Consider the following 16229-nt stretch of genomic DNA (forward strand, 5'->3'; position numbering starts at 1 on the left):
TTATATCAGCGCCAGGGTGCCCACAATCACCCCGCTTAGCATAACCAGCACGCCGGTAAGCCACAGGGCTTTCGCGGGAAACGCCTTATGCAGCATGATAAGCGACGGAAGGCTGACGGCAGGCAGGGTGATCAGCAGCGCCAGCGCGGGCGCGGTGCCCATACCGGCCAGCATCATGGTCTGAATAATCGGAATTTCCGCCGCGGTGGGGATAACAAACAGGCAGCCGGCAATCGCCATTGCAATAACCCAGAACAGGGTGTTGTCTACTGCGCCGTCGGCGTGTGGAAACAGCCAGACGCGAGCCGCGCCGAGGACCAGCACCGCAATAAGGTAAACCGGGATGGTGCTCCAGAACAGATTCCACAGCGCTTTCATCCAGCGCTGCAGGAAATTGCCTTCTGGCTGCAGCGGCTGGGCGAGCTGAGGAATATCCGTGCTCTGAGGCTTGTCTTTTACCCAGTGTTGCACAAAGGTCGCCACGCCCAGCACGGTGATAATCCCGGCGACCAGGCGAATCAGGGCGAAATGCCAGCCCAGGACGAAGCCCATAAAGACCAGCGTCGCCGGGTTCAGAACGGGATTGCCTAACCAGAACGCCAGCGCTCCGCCCATCGACACCGACTGGCGCCGCATGCCTGCGGCAACCGGGGCGGCGCAGCAGGTGCACATCATGCCCGGCAGCGAAAAAAGCGTGCCGAACAGGGTGCCGCTAAAGCGAGGCTGGCCGAGAGTGCGCATGAGCCAGTCCCGGGGAATCAAAACCTGAATCAGCGAGCCCAATATCACGCCCAGCACCGCGGCTTTCCAGACGGCGAGGAAATACACCATCGCGTAATCCCAGGCGGCTTTGAACGGATTCACTTCCTGCTGCGCAATAATCGATTTACCTATGCTGTGCGTTTCGGCGGCGGTAAACGCTTTACCGTAATAGGGCTGCCATTTCACTATCCACAGCCCGACAATCACCACCGCGAAAAACAGCGCCGGTTTCCACCAGCTAAACGGAGTGCCGTTCGGCCGGGGCGAAGTTTGAGTTTGCATGAAAAGTTATCCTGCGGGTATTAGGCCTGAGTATCTGTTGGCGCTAATACTACGCTTCCTGTAAGGGTATTGGGAAGCCGCGGTTAACAGGCCGCCGTATGCGCCGCGATCTCCCGCAGCCTTTGGGAGTCGAGGATGGCCGTGCCTTCATGGGAAGGTGAAAGCGCCTCGTGCAGCATCGCCCGGGCAACATCCCTCGCCTCAATGGATTTCCACTTACCGGGCAGGATCTTAAACAGCGGCGCAAAGAACGATTCGTTAAAGCGTTGCGATTCACGATGTCCCAACAGCATGGACGGCCGGACGATGGTAAGTCGCGGCCAGTTTTGCGCCGTCAGCGCCTCTTCCATCTTGCCTTTTACCCGGTTGTAGAAAAACGGCGACGCGCTGTTAGCCCCCATCGAGCTGACCACCAGCATGTGGCTTGCGCCCAGCCGCTGGCCCGTCAGGGCGGTGTCCACCACCAGCGTGTAATCCGCAAGCACGAAGGCCTCTTTGCTGCCCGCCTCGCGCATCGTCGTGCCAAGACAGCAAAATACGATGTCCACCGGCTCGGTGGCCTGCGCCAGCGCATCGCTCAGCTGCGGGTCGTGGGGATTAAACAATTTACGCATCGGCGGCAGCGGACGGCGCGTCGCGGCCACAATATTCGTCACCCGCGGTTCGTCGTTGAGCAGACGCAATAAATGCCCGCCGACCAGACCTGTGGCACCTGTCATTAATACCCGGCTCATAGAAACTCCTTCATCAGATGAATCTAAGTCTAGTGCGTTCGCTTGCAAAGTCTGCCCTGTAGGCCAGGCTTAAGCACTGGAACCATAAAAAACGGAGGAACTATGAGCAAGAAGATTGCAGTCTTGATCACCGACGAGTTTGAGGATTCTGAGTTTACCTCACCCGCGGAGGCGTATCGTAAAGCCGGACATGAGGTGATTACGATCGAAAAACAGGCGGGTAAAACGGTAACCGGGAAACAGGGCGAGGCAAAAGTCGTCATCGATAAGGCCATTGACGAAGTAAGGCCGGCTGATTTCGACGCGCTCCTGCTGCCCGGCGGGCACTCCCCGGACAGCCTGCGCGGCGATGAACGCTTCGTGACCTTTACGCGTGATTTTGTCAACAGCGGCAAGCCCGTTTTTGCTATCTGCCACGGCCCACAGCTTTTAATCAGCGCCGACGTTGTCCGCGGGCGCAAACTTACCGCCGTCAAACCTATCGTGATTGACGTGAAAAATGCCGGAGCCGACTTCTACGATAAAGAAGTCGTCGTCGATAAGGATCAACTGGTGACCAGCCGTACCCCGGACGATCTGCCGGCCTTTAACCGCGAGGCGCTGCGCCTGTTGGGGAGCTAGCTTTCCCGCAGCCAGTGCAATTTTTTGCCGAAGCCGAGGGTGTTATCGGTCATTTTCAGCTCGTCGAGCTGAATTTCCCAGGCGGGTGCCGACATCACTCTCGCTACCGGAAAGCGTTTGCAGTAAAGATGGCGAACGCTTTCCGCCTCGCTTTCTTCCAGCATGCGGATCCGGCCGCAAAACTGTACGCCGCGAATCAGCGCTACGGTTTTCTGCTGCCCGTTTATCGTGCCCGCAACGCGCGCTGCGCGCTGGCCGATTAATTCGCCGTGGCGGGAATGGGCGTCGGTGAGCAGATAAAAGGCCACGCGTTGCGCATCGTAGTAATAAAAGGCGTTAGCGCACCATAAATCTTCGCTACCGCCAACGCAGTAGGTGAGAACGTGCTGTTTGTTCAGCCAGCGGCTGATGGCATCAAGTGTTTCCATGGGCAACCTGAACGGTGTTACTCTGCAGATAATTTCAACCATGCGCCTGCCCTATGTCACCCTGGTATCTCTACTTAGTCCGCACCCCGGATAACCGCTTATACACCGGCATCACCACGGATGTGGAGCGCCGCTTCGGGCAGCATCAGGCCGGAAAAGGCGCGAAGGCTCTGCGGGGCAAGGGCGAGTTAAAGCTGGCGTTCAGCCGCCCGGTGGGCGATCGTTCGGCGGCCCTGCGGCTGGAATATCGCATCAAGCAGCTGACTAAAGCGCAAAAAGAACGCCTGGTGAACGGCAGCCTGCCTTTTGAAGACCTGCTGGCAGATCTCCAAAAGGCCTGCACTTAAGGCTCGCGGTTAAAGTGCTGGTGATATTCCACCAGTCCGCTCACGCCGTTTAGCGCATCGTTCGCCAGAGGATGAATCTGGAAGCTGGCCTCGGTATCAGGCCAGGCGCAACGCAGGCCGTACTGAACCGCAGGCACAAAGCCAAAGCGGCGATACATCTCAGGCTCGCCCAGCGCGACCACCGCGGCGTAGCCGAATTCGTTGAGTGAATCCAGCCCTTCGTAAACCAGCCGTTTCGCCAGACCCTGGCCGCGCCAGGCCTCATCCACCGCTAAAGGCGCAAGCCCCACCCACTGCAGCTCCTCGCCTTCCACGGCAACCGGGCTGAAGGCGACATAGCCCACCACCTGTCCTTCTTCGTCCGTGGCGACCAGGCCAAGCGTCAGCAGGCCGTCTTCCCGTAAATTTCTTACCAGATCCGCTTCACCGTCGCCCTTAAAGGTGCGGCGCAGCAGGGCGTCGATACCGGGGGCGTCAATGGGTATTTCCACACGAATTAACATGGCTCACCTACCGAGTTGCTTTCTGGAGCAGGGTTGTGTTGCAAACCCGCTTCGACGAAATCAGCCAGCTGCAGCAGCCCGAACCGTAAAGGTTTCGGCATCGCATCCAGCTCAATGGCATCCATCAGGTTTTTGACATACAGGCCGAGTTCGGTGTCGCCTTCAATGACCAGGCGACGCTGGAAGAATAACGTGTCCGGGTCCTGTTTGCGCGCGGCAATCATCAGCAAATCGTTGGCGCTGGCGCTGAAGCTGACGTCGGCCGGCGCGTCTTCACGAACCAGCAGCTTATTATCCTGAAGCGAGGTAAACCACTTCAGGCCGAGATCGCGCACCTCAATGCTCAGCCAGCGGCCCTCTAAAAATTCCAGCTCGCCCTCTTCCAGCGCCTGACGGAACTGCCAGCCCAGCACCTGCTCGAGAAGCTGTCGCTTCAGAGCAAAGGGCGTCAGTTTGACCGGGGTGCGCAATAAAGATGGGCCAACCTGTACCAGGCGAGAACGCAGTTTATCCAACACGAGCTTTACTCCTTGTGAAAAATTTTCGCTATTTTGCCATACCCGCCGATCGTCATAGCGGCGCAAATCAACAATTGCTCAGGTTTTAACTCTCACCATTGGTTGCCATCAATACGCCATTAGCTGCCTTAAATCAAAATTTGTCGCGGACAGGTTAACTAAAATCCCAGTTCGTTAACAATTTTGCGGCCCTTAGCCGGCCGCGCGGGCTATCTGACAGGATACCCAATGATGCGGGATAAATTATGGAGTTGCTTTGCCCTGCCGGAAATTTACCGGCGCTGAAAGCGGCCATCGATAATGGCGCCGACGCGGTTTATATCGGTCTGAAAGACGACACTAACGCCCGCCATTTCGCCGGACTGAACTTCACGGAAAAGAAATTACACGAAGCGGTCAGCTACGTACATCTTCGCGGGCGCAAGCTGCATATCGCCATCAATACCTTCGCTCACCCGGACGGCTACGCGCGCTGGCAGCGGGCGGTGGATATGGCCGCGCAGCTGGGCGCAGACGCCCTGATTCTGGCGGATCTTGCGATGCTTGAGTATGCCGCGGCCCGCTATCCGCATATTGAGCGCCACGTCTCGGTTCAGGCTTCGGCGACTAACGAAGAAGCCATTCGCTTCTATCAGCGTAATTTTGACGTGGCCCGCGTGGTGCTGCCGCGCGTGTTGTCCATTCATCAAGTCAGGCAGCTGGCCCGCGTTACCCCCGTTCCGCTGGAGGTCTTCGCCTTCGGCAGCCTGTGCATCATGGCCGAAGGGCGCTGCTACCTGTCATCCTATCTGACCGGCGAGTCGCCCAATACCGTCGGCGCCTGCTCCCCGGCGCGCTTTGTGCGCTGGCAGCAAACGCCGCAGGGGCTGGAGTCGCGTCTTAACGACGTACTGATCGACAGGTATCAGGAGGAGGAGAACGCCGGCTATCCGACGTTGTGCAAAGGTCGTTATCTGGTAGACGGGCAGAAGTATCACGCCCTGGAAGAGCCTACCAGCCTGAACACGCTTGAGCTGCTGCCCGAGCTCTACGCGGCCAATATCGCGTCGGTGAAAATCGAAGGCCGCCAGCGGAGCCCGGCCTATGTAAGCCAGGTTGCCAAAGTGTGGCGGCAGGCCATCGACCGCTGCATGGCCGATCCGGAGAACTATCGCGCGCAGCCCGCCTGGATGGACGCGCTCGGCGCGATGGCGGAAGGTACGCAAACCACTCTCGGCGCATATCACCGCAAATGGCAGTAGGAAATCAGATGAAATATTCACTAGGGCCGGTGCTGTACTACTGGCCGAAAGAAACGCTGGAAAGCTTTTACCAGGCCGCCGCGAAGAGCAGCGCCGATGTGGTTTATCTCGGTGAAACCGTCTGCAGCAAACGCCGCGCCACCAAAGCGGGCGACTGGCTGGATATGGCGAAAATGCTGGCCGGCGAGGGCAAGCAGGTTGTGCTTTCCACCCTTGCGCTGGTGCAGGCACCGTCCGAGCTGGGCGAGCTCAAACGCTACGTCGACAACGGCGACTTTCTGATTGAGGCTAACGACATTGGCGCCGTAAACGTCGCCGCGGAGCGCAAACTGCCGTTTATCGCAGGTCATGCGCTTAACTGCTACAACGCCGTCACCCTGCGCCTGCTGCTTAAACAAGGCATGACGCGCTGGTGCATGCCGGTCGAGCTGTCGCGCGACTGGCTGGCAAACCTGCTAAACCAGTGCGATGAGCTGGGCATTCGGCATCGGTTCGAAGTGGAAGTGCTAAGCTACGGCCACCTGCCGCTGGCTTACTCCGCCCGCTGCTTTACCGCGCGCTCTGAGGACCGTCCGAAGGACGAATGTGAAACCTGCTGCATTAAGTATCCCAACGGACGCGATATGCTTTCGCAGGAGAATCAGCAGGTTTTCGTGCTTAACGGCATTCAGACCATGAGCGGCTACGTCTATAACCTCGGCAACGAACTGGCGTCGATGAAAGGCCTGGTGGATATGGTTCGCCTGTCGCCAATGGGAATGGAGACCCTGCGCGTGCTGGAAACCTTCCGCGCCAATGAAAATGGCTCGGCCCCGCTGAAGCTCACTTCGCAAAGCGACTGCAACGGCTACTGGCGACGCGTCGCCGGTCTGGAGCTGGTGGATCGCGCCTGAGAAAAAGCTCGCTTTGTTACTTAACTGTTGAGGATTATGCGCAATACTGAGGCTAATTATCAGCAAACGAAGTTACCCACTTCGTCTAACAAAGTGAGCCGTTATGTCTGACATTACCCAAGCCCCCTTTTCGCTGCTGGACCTGTCCCCTATTCCCCAGGGCTCGCATGCAGCCGACGCTTTCCATCGCTCCCTCGATCTCGCGCGCCTGGCCGAGAAGCGCGGCTATCACCGCTACTGGCTGGCCGAGCACCACAATATGACCGGCATCGCCAGCGCGGGCCACGTCGGTGCTTATTGGCTATCTCGCGGCGAACACCCAAACGCTGCGCCTGGGTTCCGGCGGCGTAATGCTGCCCAACCACTCGCCGCTGGTGATTGCCGAGCAGTTCGGTACGCTGGAAACGCTCTATCCGGGACGCATCGATCTCGGCCTTGGCCGCGCGCCGGGCAGCGATCAGCGCACGATGATGGCGCTGCGCCGCCATATGAGCGGCGATATCGACAATTTCCCGCGCGACGTCAGCGAGCTGATTTCGTGGTTTGACGCGAAGGATCCGAATCCGCCCGTGCGGCCGGTCCCCGGCTATAACGCTAAAATTCCCGTCTGGCTGCTGGGCTCAAGCCTTTACAGCGCCCAGCTGGCCGCGCAGCTTGGGCTGCCTTTTGCCTTCGCCTCGCACTTCGCCCCGGACATGCTTTTCCAGGCGCTGCAGCTTTATCGCGCCCAGTTCAAACCGTCCGAACGGCTGGAAAAACCCTATGCGATGGTCTGCATTAATATCATCGCGGCGGACAGCAACCGCGATGCGGAATTCCTGTTTACCTCGATGCAGCAGGCGTTCGTAAAACTGCGCCGCGGCGAAACCGGGCAGCTTCCCGCCCCTATCGAAAACATGGACAGCTTCTGGAACCCGGCGGAACAGTACGGCGTGCAGCAGGCGCTGAGCATGTCGCTGGTAGGCGATAAAGCGAAGGTGCGTCACGGGCTGATTTCACTGCTGCGGGAAACCCAGGCCGATGAAATCATGGTCAACGGGCAGATTTTTGATAGCCAGGCGCGGCTGCATTCGTTCGACCTGGCGATGGACGTGCGCGAGAGTTTATAAGCTTGCTTTCTCATAGTCGGGTGGGCGCAGGCCTCACCCGACAAAACAAATCGGTGGAGGGCGCCTGCGCTTATCCACCCTCCAACTTATTGATAGACAGGCAATAAATTAAAGCTCGAAAGAATATGAATCACAGCATTGCCGGCCCCGAAGATAAGAATCAGGACGATCATTTTATTCCCGCCCCATACCCGGTAAGCCGGGCTGCCGAACTTACGGCGTGAAGCTTTAGCCAGCAGCGCGGGCACGATCGCAGCCCAGATGGTTGCCGCAAGCCCGGCAAAACCAATAGCGTAGATAAAGCCGTCGGGCCAAATCACCCCGCCCAGAACCGGCGGGATAAAGGTGACCAGAGCCGTTTTCAGGCGCCCCAACGCGCTATCGTCGAACCTGAACAGATCGGCCAGATAGTCAAACAGCCCCAGCGTCACGCCCAGAAATGAGCTGGCTACGGCAAAGTTGGAGAAGACAATCAGCAGCAGATCCAACGCGCGGCTGTTTAACACGCCGCTTAGCGCCTGCACCAGCACGTCGATATTCCCGCCTTTATGGGCAATGGCGATAAACTCACCGCGTGGAATATTGCCCATGCTGCCCACCAGCCAGATGACATACAGCACCAGCGCCATCACCGTGCCCCAAAGCAGGCAGCGCTTAATGGCCTGCGGGTTTTTGCCATAGTATTTCATCAGGCTCGGCACGTTGCCGTGGTAGCCAAATGACGCCAGGCAGAACGGCAGCGTCATCAGCAGATAAGGCAGGTAGCTTGGGTTAACCGCCTGGCTATCGAGCAGTATTTTCGGTTCGACATGCCACATCAGGCCGCCGAAGGTCATAAAGAAGGTGAGGATTTTTGCCCCCAGCACGATGCTCGTCATGCGGCTTACGGCATGGGTGCTCAGCCAGACGATAAAGGCCACCAGCAGGGCGAAAATCAGCCCGGCAAACCTGGCGGGAAAGTCGATGGCCATCTCGCTTAAGGTGTGGTGAATAACCGAACCGCTTGCCGAAATGTAGGCGTAGGTCAGGATATACAGTACGAAAGCGATGGACAGCCCGTTAATCAGGTTCCAGCCCTTGCCCAGCAGATCTTTTGTGACGGTGTCAAAACTTGCGCCGACGCGATAGTTAAGGTTAGCCTCGAGGATCATCAGCCCGGAATGCAGCATGCAAAACCAGGTGAAGACCAGCGCCGCAAGCGACCAGAAGAACCAGCTGCCCGCCATCACGACCGGAAGTGAAAACATGCCCGCGCCAATAATAGTGCCACCAATTATCATCACGCCGCCGAAAATAGAGGGCGTGGCTTTGGTGGTCGATAAGGTTGTCATACGAATTCCTGAAAACGATCAACGGCTGTCGGAGTGACAGGTTTGCTGCGGAGTATTGTACCAGTACATGAGTACACTTTGGATAAAAAAAATCCCGGTATGGATAACCGGGACTTTTATCACTGCCTGCGCGTTAATCGCAGGCATAAACTGCGGTCAATTAAGCTTCGGTTGAACGACGACGAGCAGGAGCTGCGCCATCATCACGACGTGGGCTACGAGCGCCTTCACGTCGTTCGCCGCTGAAGCTACGGCCGGCCGGAGCCGCGCCGTCACGACGTGGACCGCGACCGCCTTCACGACGCTCGCCGCCGAAACCACGACCCGCACCGCCGCCACGACGTTCGCCACCGCGGTCAGTACGCGGCTGCGCATCGCCCATCAGCTGCATATTCATCGGCTTGTTCAGAATACGGGTACGGGTGAAGTGCTGCAGGATTTCGCCCGGCATGCCTTTCGGCAGCTCGATGGTGGAGTGAGTACCGAACAGCTTGATGTTACCGATGTAACGGCTGCTGATGTCGCCTTCGTTAGCAATAGCGCCAACGATATGACGTACTTCAACGCCGTCATCACGGCCAACTTCAATGCGGTACAGTTCCATATCGCCAACGTCGCGACGTTCACGACGAGCAGGCGCATCGCCGTCACGCTGCGGACGGTCTGAACGTGGACCACGTTCGTTGCGGTCGCCACGGCGTTCGAAACGCTCGTCACGCTCTTTGAACTCGCGGCGCGGACGCATTGGCGCATCCGGCGGCAGGATCAGAGGACGTTCGCCCTGCGCCATTTTCAGCAGCGCTGCCGCCAGCGTTTCGATATCCAGCTCTTCTTCTGCGGAAGGCTGAATTTTAGCCAGCAGGCCACGGTACAGATCCAGATCGCTGCTTTCCAGCTGCTGCTGAACTTTAGCCGCGAACTTAGCCAGACGACGCTCGCTCAGCAGATCGCGGTTTGGCAGCTCTACTTCAGGAATGGTCAGCTTCATGGTGCGTTCGATGTTGCGCAGCAGACGACGCTCGCGGTTCTCAACGAACAGCAGCGCGCGGCCGGCGCGACCCGCACGACCGGTACGGCCGATACGGTGAACGTAGGATTCTGAGTCCATCGGGATGTCGTAGTTAACCACCAGGCTGATGCGCTCAACGTCCAGGCCGCGGGCCGCAACGTCGGTTGCAATCAGGATGTCCAGACGACCATCTTTCAGACGCTCCAGAGTCTGCTCGCGCAGCGCCTGGTTCATGTCACCGTTCAGCGCGGCGCTGTTGTAACCGCTGCGCTCCAGCGCTTCGGCCACTTCCAGGGTCGCGTTTTTGGTACGCACGAAGATAATCGCCGCGTCAAAATCTTCCGCTTCCAGGAAACGCACCAGCGCTTCGTTTTTACGCATACCGTGCACGGTCCAGTAGCTCTGGCTGATGTCCGGGCGGGTGGTGACGCTTGACTGAATGCGTACTTCCTGCGGCTCTTTCATAAAGCGACGGGTAATACGACGGATAGCTTCCGGCATGGTGGCAGAGAACAGAGCGGTCTGATGACCTTCCGGGATCTGCGCCATGATGGTTTCAACGTCTTCGATGAAGCCCATACGCAGCATTTCATCCGCTTCGTCCAGCACCAGACCTTTCAGGTTGGACAGGTTCAGCGTACCGCGTTTTAAGTGATCGAGCAGGCGACCTGGGGTACCGACAACGATTTGTGGTCCCTGACGCAGGGCGCGCAGCTGCACGTCATAACGCTGGCCGCCGTAAAGGGCCACAACGTTTACGCCATGCATATGTTTAGAGAAATCCGTCATGGCTTCTGCAACCTGAACCGCCAGTTCGCGGGTCGGCGCCAGCACCAGAATTTGCGGTGCTTTCAGCTCGGGATCGAGATTGTGCAGCAGCGGTAAAGAGAAGGCTGCCGTTTTGCCGCTACCGGTCTGGGCCATACCCAGTACGTCGCGGCCCACCCAGCAGATGTGGAATACACTCTGCCTGGATTGGAGATGGCTTTTCATAACCCAGATCGTTCAGGGCCTGAAGGATGGAGGCGTTCAGCCCCAGATCAGAAAAAGTGGTTTCGATGATATCAGTCATGTAGTACATGTGCCTCGTTGATGGCGGCCAGTCTACGTAACTCATCGTGAAATTGATCTGCAATTTTCATTGAAAAGTGTGAACCGGCTCAAATTTGGTTGATTAACGAACAAAAACGCCCTCACCCGTTAAGGCGATGACTTTAATGATTAAAGTTTATGGGCTGATCGTTGTTCGTCAGCTATTGCTGGTCCGATTCTGCCAGGTCATCTTGCTCCTGGCCCAAGAGCGCTAATTCCAACAATGCATAACGATGCTCAACGTAGTTGTGTACGTTGTTAGCGACCGCTAACTTGAACAGTGCCGTGGCGCTGTCCTTTTCCCCCAGACTTAGGTAGTACTTACCTAAATAGAAGTTGGTTTCACTGAGATGCTCAGCGAGCGAGGTGTTATCCGTTGCGTCCGCCTCGAGGCGTTCCATTAACGTTTTTTCGTTAATGTTCCCCAGGTAGAACTCGACAATGTTCCATCCCCATTGTTCTTTATCCGATTTATCGAGGCGCTGTTGTAACGCCACTTTGGCCTGTTTAGCGTCAATATTGTTTTCGACAATATAGAGCCACAGACTGCGGAACGGATCATTGGGATCGTCTTGATAAAACGCTAGCAGATCATCTTGCGCTAAACGATAACGACCACCGTAATAGAGGGCGATACCGCGATTTAAATGCGCGTAGTTGTAAGTTGGATCAAGCTCAAGTACAGAATCAAACGCTTCATAGGCAGCATCAAAATTGCCTGCCTGCGTTAAATATATACCTAAGTAATTGAATACTTCAGGCATATCGGGGCGGATTGCCAACGCTTGTGAAAAATCATTTCGCGCCAGAGCCCGCAAGCCGAGGCTATCATACAACACTCCGCGCTCATATAAAAGCTGTGCGCGTTCATCATCGGTCAAAGCCCGACTGGCAAGTATCTGTTCCATGCGTGCCAGAATCACTTCCTGCTGCAAAGTCGGTTGCAATGGCACCGCCAGGACTTCGCTTTTACGCCAGGCAGAGTTGCTGCATCCTGCCAGCGTGAGAGCTGTCGCAACGAAACACCAGCGCAAAAAAGGCTTCATTTCCCACTCCCGAAGACAACAATTGAATGAACATCCTGTCCGCCGGCTGCTAAAACGGAGCATCCAGCTCCGTAATAAACAGCTCTCCATGTCACCATGGAGAGCTAAATTGGCAAACCTTACTCAGCTTCTGGAGCAGCGGGTGCTGCTGCGCCTTCCGCCGGGGACTGCTCGGTTGCTTCTTTGATGCTTAAACGAACGCGGGCCCTGGCGGTCAACTTCCAGAACTTTAACCGGCACTTCCTGGCCCATCTGCAGATAGTCAGTGACTTTCTCTACGCGTTTGTCAGCGATTTGAGAAATATGCACCAGGCCTTCTTTGCCGCCGCCGATAGCCACAAACGCACCGAAGTCAACGATACGGGTGACTTTACCGTTGTAGATACGGCCCACTTCGATTTCAGCGGTGATCTCTTCGATACGGCGGATTGCGTGTTTCGCTTTATCACCATCGGTCGCGGCGATTTTAACGGTACCGTCATCTTCGATTTCGATGGTGGTGCCGGTTTCTTCAGTCAGCGCACGAATCACCGAACCACCCTTGCCGATCACGTCTTTGATCTTGTCCGGGTTGATTTTGATGGTGTGAATACGTGGAGCAAACTCGGAGATGTCGCCGCGCGGAGCGTTGATAGCCTGTTCCATCACGCCAAGGATATGCAGACGCGCGCCCTTAGCCTGGTTCAGAGCCACCTGCATGATTTCGCGGGTGATGCCTTCGATTTTGATATCCATCTGCAGCGCGGAGATACCTTCGCGGCTGCCGGCAACTTTAAAGTCCATGTCGCCCAGGTGATCTTCATCGCCCAGAATGTCAGACAGCACGACAAAGTTGTCGCCTTCTTTCACGAGGCCCATCGCAATACCCGCTACCGCGGCTTTGATTGGCACGCCTGCGTCCATCAGCGCCAGAGAAGCGCCGCAAACGGAAGCCATGGAAGAAGAACCGTTGGATTCAGTGATTTCAGACACTACGCGTACGGTGTACGGGAAGCGATCGGCATCCGGCATTACGGCCAGTACGCCACGCTTGGCCAGACGACCGTGACCAATCTCACGACGCTTCGGTGAACCGACCATGCCGGTTTCGCCTACGGAGTACGGAGGGAAGTTGTAGTGGAACAGGAAGTTGTCGGTGCGTTCGCCCATCAACTCATCCAGGTTCTGCGCGTCGCGAGCGGTGCCCAGGGTCGCGGTTACCAGCGCCTGAGTTTCGCCACGGGTGAACAGCGCGGAGCCGTGGGTACGCGGCAGCACGCCGGTACGCACGTCCAGACCACGGATCATGTCTTTTTCGCGACCGTCGATACGCAGCTCGCCTGCCAGAATACGGCTACGAACAACGTTTTTCTCGATGGCATGCAGGATATCGCTCAGCTCGGCGTCATCCAGATTAGCGTCTTCAGCCAGCAGCGCCGCGATAACGTCAGATTTGATCGCGTCGATTTGCGCGTAACGCTCTTGCTTGTCGGTGATGCGGTAAGCATCGCTCAGACGGGATTCAGCAAGGGCCGCAACGCGAGCGTTCAGCTCAGCGTTAACCGCTTCTGGCTGCCAGTCCCAACGCGGTTTGCCCGCTTCGGCAACCAGGGAATTGATGTTTTCGATAACAACCTGCTGCTGGTCGTGACCGAACACTACGGCACCCAGCATCTGGTCTTCGCTCAGCAGTTCTGCTTCGGACTCAACCATCAGTACCGCGCCTGCGGTACCGGCAACCACCAGGTCCAGCTTGCTCTCTTTGAGCTCGTCTGCGGTTGGGTTCAGCACGTACTGGTCGTTGATGTAGCCAACGCGGGCCGCACCAATCGGGCCGTTGAACGGAATACCGGACAGGCTCAGCGCGGCGGAAGCGCCGATCATAGCCACGATATCAGGGTGTACCTGTGGGTTTACGGAAACCACGGTGGCGATAACCTGAACTTCGTTAACGAAACCTTCCGGGAACAGCGGACGCACCGGGCGGTCAATCAGACGCGCAATCAGGGTTTCGCCTTCGCTTGGACGGCCTTCACGACGGAAGAAGCTGCCCGGGATACGGCCAGCAGCGTAGGTACGCTCCTGGTAGTTAACGGTCAGCGGGAAGAAGTCCTGACCCGCTTTAGCTTTTTTCTGACCGACAACGGTCACGAATACTGCGGTGTCATCCATGCTTACCATTACTGCTGCGGTAGCCTGGCGCGCCATCATACCGGTCTCTAACGTGACCGTATGCTGACCGTACTGAAATTTACGAACGATCGGATTTAGCAAGATAATATCCTTTAGATTCTTAGGCTGCCGGTGACTTCACGCGGTGCCGTTATGACCCGATCTCTATCGCATCCTCGCGACTAATGACAACCCTGACCCGCCCCTGCGGATAAAGCCTCTCATTAGCCGCGCGAACCTCTGCAACAAAGATCACACACAGCAACAATACATTAGTTTCCATAGAATTGCTGCCGTCAGGTTGAAAAAAGGGGCCTTAACAGGCCCCTTTTTCTGAAACTCGCAAGACTTAGCGACGCAGACCCAGACGCTCGATCAGGCTGGTGTAACGTGCTACATCTTTACGCTTCAGGTAGTCGAGCAGTTTACGACGCTGAGAAACCATACGCAGCAGACCACGACGGCTGTGGTGATCTTTTTTGTGCTCTGCAAAGTGACCCTGCAGGTGGTTAATCTGTGCGGTCAGCAGCGCAACCTGAACTTCGGTAGAACCGCTGTCGTTAGTACCACGACCAAACTCAGAAACGATTTTAGCTTTAGCTTCAACGCTTAGAGACATTTTCAACTCCAAAATTTTAGATAAAAGACAGGGTGCCGATCTCTAATTCAGCGACCCCAGTGCACACCCGAGTAAATGTTAAACAAGTAGCCGGATGCTAAGCCGCGCTATTTTACCTGCAGCCACCTGTTATCGCAAGGTAACTACGGTAGGTCAGACGGGATACTCCACAACCAGACGACGAGGCGCTACGCGACCGTCATCATCAATTTCACCCATGCCGATGAATTTCGCTTCATCACCTTCGGTGACGCGAACCAGCCCTTCGGCAGGCGCGCCCGCGGCCTGTACCGGCTGGCCGTTCCTGAAATAGCCGGCCACGACGGGCAATAGGTTCACCACCGGGAAGTCCGAAGCCGGGCTGTCCATCGGCATCAACAGCGGATCCAACAACACGGCCGGGTCGATCTCCTGCTGATGCGCTTGCTCCAGCAGCGCATTCAGCTGCTCAAGGGTGACCATACGCTCAACGGGATATTTGCTTACCGCCAGACGACGCAGGAAAGTCACGTGTGCGCCACAGCCTAGCTTTTCACCCAGATCGTCAGTAATGGTCCGGATGTAGGTCCCTTTTGAACAGTGGATCTCAAGTTCCAGCTCATTGCCTTCGTGACGGATAAACAGCAGCTCGTATACGGTGATTGGGCGAGCCTCACGCTCCACCTCAATACCCTGACGGGCATATTCGTATAGCGGCTTGCCCTGATGCTTAAGCGCCGAATACATTGACGGCACCTGCATGGTTTCGCCGCGGAAGCTTTCCAGCGCGGCCGCAAGCTCCTGCTCGCTAAAGGTGACCGGACGCTCCTGCACGACCGTGCCGTCGGCATCGGAGGTGTCGGTGCGCTGCCCAAGACGGGCGATCACGCGGTAACGCTTGTCTGAATCCAGCAAATATCGCGAAAACTTTGTCGCTTCACCCAGGCAGATCGGCAGCATGCCGGTCGCAAGCGGATCCAGCGCCCCGGTATGGCCGGCACGGTTGGCGTTATAGATTCGCTTAACTTTCTGCAGCGCATCATTGGAAGACAGGCCCTGCGGCTTGTCTAGCAGTAAAACACCATGGATATCACGACCACGACGACGAGGACGACTCATCAATCCTCCTTGCTGTCATCCGAATCGTTTACGCGGCGCTCGTCATCGTTGCGGATGACGTTAGAAACCAGGTTGGACATGCGCATCCCTTCAACCAGCGAGTTGTCGTAGAAGAAGGTCAGCTCAGGCACGATACGCAGACGCATCGCTTTGCCCAGCAGGCTGCGAATGTACCCGGAGGCATCCTGCAGTACTTTGATGCCTTCTTTCACGGCGTTTTCGTCTTTGTCGTTAAGGAAAGTAACGAAAACTTTGGCATAGGCCAGGTCGCGCGACACTTCCACACCGGAAACGGTGGTCATCATGCCCAGACGCGGGTCCTTGATTTCGCGCTGCAGGATGATTGCGATTTCTTTCTGCAATTCCTGAGAGACGCGCTGTGGACGACCGAATTCTTTCGCCATATTAAATTCTCCATACAAATCGGGGGGCGCTCGGCCCCCCT

15 protein-coding genes and 3 pseudogenes are annotated in these 16229 nt (G+C 56.8%); 5 read left to right on the plus strand and 13 right to left on the minus strand.

Annotation, left to right across the window (positions count from 1 at the left end):
• Both WLO32_RS17750 and WLO32_RS17755 read right to left on the minus strand, forming a co-directional pair.
• A complete protein-coding gene (locus tag WLO32_RS17750) occupies positions 1–1044 on the minus strand; it encodes a permease (protein WP_435946330.1) in 1044 nt (347 codons plus the stop codon).
• 83 nt (positions 1045–1127) lie between these two features.
• Positions 1128–1778 (minus strand): NAD(P)H-binding protein, encoded by a 651-nt coding sequence (locus WLO32_RS17755; protein WP_435946331.1) that lies wholly within the window; start codon positions 1776–1778, stop codon positions 1128–1130.
• Between the two features lie 102 nt (positions 1779–1880).
• Between WLO32_RS17755 and WLO32_RS17760 the strand changes: the two genes are divergently transcribed.
• Positions 1881–2399, plus strand: coding sequence for a type 1 glutamine amidotransferase domain-containing protein (locus tag WLO32_RS17760; RefSeq protein WP_121267702.1), 519 nt, complete (start codon positions 1881–1883; stop codon positions 2397–2399).
• Here the strand turns inward: WLO32_RS17760 and WLO32_RS17765 are convergent.
• Positions 2396–2827 (minus strand): YhbP family protein, encoded by a 432-nt coding sequence (locus WLO32_RS17765; RefSeq protein ID WP_435946332.1) that lies wholly within the window; start codon positions 2825–2827, stop codon positions 2396–2398. The two genes, WLO32_RS17760 and WLO32_RS17765, sit on opposite strands and share 4 nt — an antisense overlap.
• A 53-nt stretch (positions 2828–2880) precedes the next feature.
• Between WLO32_RS17765 and WLO32_RS17770 the strand changes: the two genes are divergently transcribed.
• Positions 2881–3174: a GIY-YIG nuclease family protein gene (locus WLO32_RS17770; RefSeq protein ID WP_435946333.1), complete on the plus strand. Its 294-nt coding sequence runs from the start codon at positions 2881–2883 to the stop codon at positions 3172–3174.
• Here WLO32_RS17770 and WLO32_RS17775 read toward each other — a convergent pair.
• Both WLO32_RS17775 and ubiT read right to left on the minus strand, forming a co-directional pair.
• Positions 3171–3677, minus strand: a complete 507-nt coding sequence (locus tag WLO32_RS17775; protein WP_435946334.1) for a GNAT family N-acetyltransferase — start codon at positions 3675–3677, stop codon at positions 3171–3173. The two genes, WLO32_RS17770 and WLO32_RS17775, sit on opposite strands and share 4 nt — an antisense overlap.
• Positions 3671–4195 (minus strand): ubiquinone anaerobic biosynthesis accessory factor UbiT, encoded by a 525-nt coding sequence (ubiT, locus tag WLO32_RS17780; protein WP_435946335.1) that lies wholly within the window; start codon positions 4193–4195, stop codon positions 3671–3673. The genes WLO32_RS17775 and ubiT overlap by 7 nt, the downstream gene beginning before the upstream one ends.
• 245 nt (positions 4196–4440) lie before the next feature.
• Here ubiT and ubiU point away from each other — a divergent pair, with 245 nt between their 5' ends.
• The 3 genes and pseudogenes from ubiU to WLO32_RS17795 all read left to right on the plus strand — a co-directional run bounded on the left by ubiU (position 4441) and on the right by WLO32_RS17795 (position 7438).
• The gene (gene ubiU / locus WLO32_RS17785) at positions 4441–5436 is read left to right on the plus strand and encodes a ubiquinone anaerobic biosynthesis protein UbiU (RefSeq protein ID WP_435946337.1); all 996 of its coding nucleotides are present in this window, start codon (positions 4441–4443) and stop codon (positions 5434–5436) included.
• 8 nt (positions 5437–5444) lie between these two features.
• Positions 5445–6329 carry a U32 family peptidase gene (locus WLO32_RS17790; RefSeq protein ID WP_435946338.1) on the plus strand — a complete coding sequence of 295 codons (885 nt, stop codon included), beginning with the start codon at positions 5445–5447 and terminating at the stop codon, positions 6327–6329.
• 103 nt (positions 6330–6432) lie between these two features.
• Positions 6433–7438: pseudogene (locus WLO32_RS17795) on the plus strand (luciferase-like monooxygenase).
• 86 nt (positions 7439–7524) lie between these two features.
• Here the strand turns inward: WLO32_RS17795 and mtr are convergent.
• The 8 genes and pseudogenes from mtr to rbfA all read right to left on the minus strand — a co-directional run bounded on the left by mtr (position 7525) and on the right by rbfA (position 16188).
• Positions 7525–8769 carry a tryptophan permease gene (gene mtr, locus WLO32_RS17800; protein ID WP_435946339.1) on the minus strand — a complete coding sequence of 415 codons (1245 nt, stop codon included), beginning with the start codon at positions 8767–8769 and terminating at the stop codon, positions 7525–7527.
• Between the two features lie 160 nt (positions 8770–8929).
• A pseudogene (locus WLO32_RS17805) lies at positions 8930–10850 on the minus strand (DEAD/DEAH family ATP-dependent RNA helicase).
• The gene (yrbN, locus tag WLO32_RS17810; protein ID WP_099458804.1) at positions 10843–10920 is read right to left on the minus strand and encodes a protein YrbN; all 78 of its coding nucleotides are present in this window, start codon (positions 10918–10920) and stop codon (positions 10843–10845) included. Before yrbN ends, WLO32_RS17805 begins: the two are co-directional and overlap by 8 nt.
• 111 nt (positions 10921–11031) lie before the next feature.
• Positions 11032–11916, minus strand: a complete 885-nt coding sequence (gene nlpI / locus WLO32_RS17815) for a lipoprotein NlpI (protein WP_435946340.1) — start codon at positions 11914–11916, stop codon at positions 11032–11034.
• 119 nt (positions 11917–12035) lie between these two features.
• Positions 12036–14169, minus strand: a pseudogene (gene pnp, locus WLO32_RS17820) (polyribonucleotide nucleotidyltransferase).
• 247 nt (positions 14170–14416) lie between these two features.
• Complete coding sequence (gene rpsO, locus WLO32_RS17825) at positions 14417–14686, minus strand: 30S ribosomal protein S15 (RefSeq protein WP_002434239.1); 270 nt, start codon at positions 14684–14686, stop codon at positions 14417–14419.
• 153 nt (positions 14687–14839) lie between these two features.
• Positions 14840–15784, minus strand: coding sequence for a tRNA pseudouridine(55) synthase TruB (gene truB, locus WLO32_RS17830; RefSeq protein ID WP_435946342.1), 945 nt, complete (start codon positions 15782–15784; stop codon positions 14840–14842).
• On the minus strand, positions 15784–16188 hold the full coding sequence (rbfA, locus tag WLO32_RS17835; protein ID WP_435946344.1) for a 30S ribosome-binding factor RbfA: 405 nt from the start codon (positions 16186–16188) through the stop codon (positions 15784–15786). The genes truB and rbfA overlap by 1 nt, the downstream gene beginning before the upstream one ends.
• Between the last annotated feature and the right edge of the window lie 41 nt (positions 16189–16229).

The sequence above is a fragment of the Dryocola mayonis genome, from assembly GCF_051307045.1.
Classification (GTDB): Bacteria; Pseudomonadota; Gammaproteobacteria; order Enterobacterales; family Enterobacteriaceae; genus Dryocola.

Bases quoted from the DNA above. Each gene is read 5' to 3' on its own strand.
- ubiU (WP_435946337.1), top strand. From the start codon at position 4,441: ATGGAGTTGCTTTGCCCTGCCGGAAATTTACCGGCGCTGAAAGCGGCC.
- WLO32_RS17770 (WP_435946333.1), top strand. From the start codon at position 2,881: ATGTCACCCTGGTATCTCTACTTAGTCCGCACCCCGGATAACCGCTTA.
- WLO32_RS17755 (WP_435946331.1), bottom strand. From the start codon at position 1,778: ATGAGCCGGGTATTAATGACAGGTGCCACAGGTCTGGTCGGCGGGCAT.
- WLO32_RS17750 (WP_435946330.1), bottom strand. From the start codon at position 1,044: ATGCAAACTCAAACTTCGCCCCGGCCGAACGGCACTCCGTTTAGCTGG.
- truB (WP_435946342.1), bottom strand. From the start codon at position 15,784: ATGAGTCGTCCTCGTCGTCGTGGTCGTGATATCCATGGTGTTTTACTG.
- WLO32_RS17790 (WP_435946338.1), top strand. From the start codon at position 5,445: ATGAAATATTCACTAGGGCCGGTGCTGTACTACTGGCCGAAAGAAACG.
- rpsO (WP_002434239.1), bottom strand. From the start codon at position 14,686: ATGTCTCTAAGCGTTGAAGCTAAAGCTAAAATCGTTTCTGAGTTTGGT.
- WLO32_RS17775 (WP_435946334.1), bottom strand. From the start codon at position 3,677: ATGTTAATTCGTGTGGAAATACCCATTGACGCCCCCGGTATCGACGCC.
- WLO32_RS17765 (WP_435946332.1), bottom strand. From the start codon at position 2,827: ATGGAAACACTTGATGCCATCAGCCGCTGGCTGAACAAACAGCACGTT.
- rbfA (WP_435946344.1), bottom strand. From the start codon at position 16,188: ATGGCGAAAGAATTCGGTCGTCCACAGCGCGTCTCTCAGGAATTGCAG.
- yrbN (WP_099458804.1), bottom strand. From the start codon at position 10,920: ATGAAAATTGCAGATCAATTTCACGATGAGTTACGTAGACTGGCCGCC.
- WLO32_RS17760 (WP_121267702.1), top strand. From the start codon at position 1,881: ATGAGCAAGAAGATTGCAGTCTTGATCACCGACGAGTTTGAGGATTCT.
- nlpI (WP_435946340.1), bottom strand. From the start codon at position 11,916: ATGAAGCCTTTTTTGCGCTGGTGTTTCGTTGCGACAGCTCTCACGCTG.
- mtr (WP_435946339.1), bottom strand. From the start codon at position 8,769: ATGACAACCTTATCGACCACCAAAGCCACGCCCTCTATTTTCGGCGGC.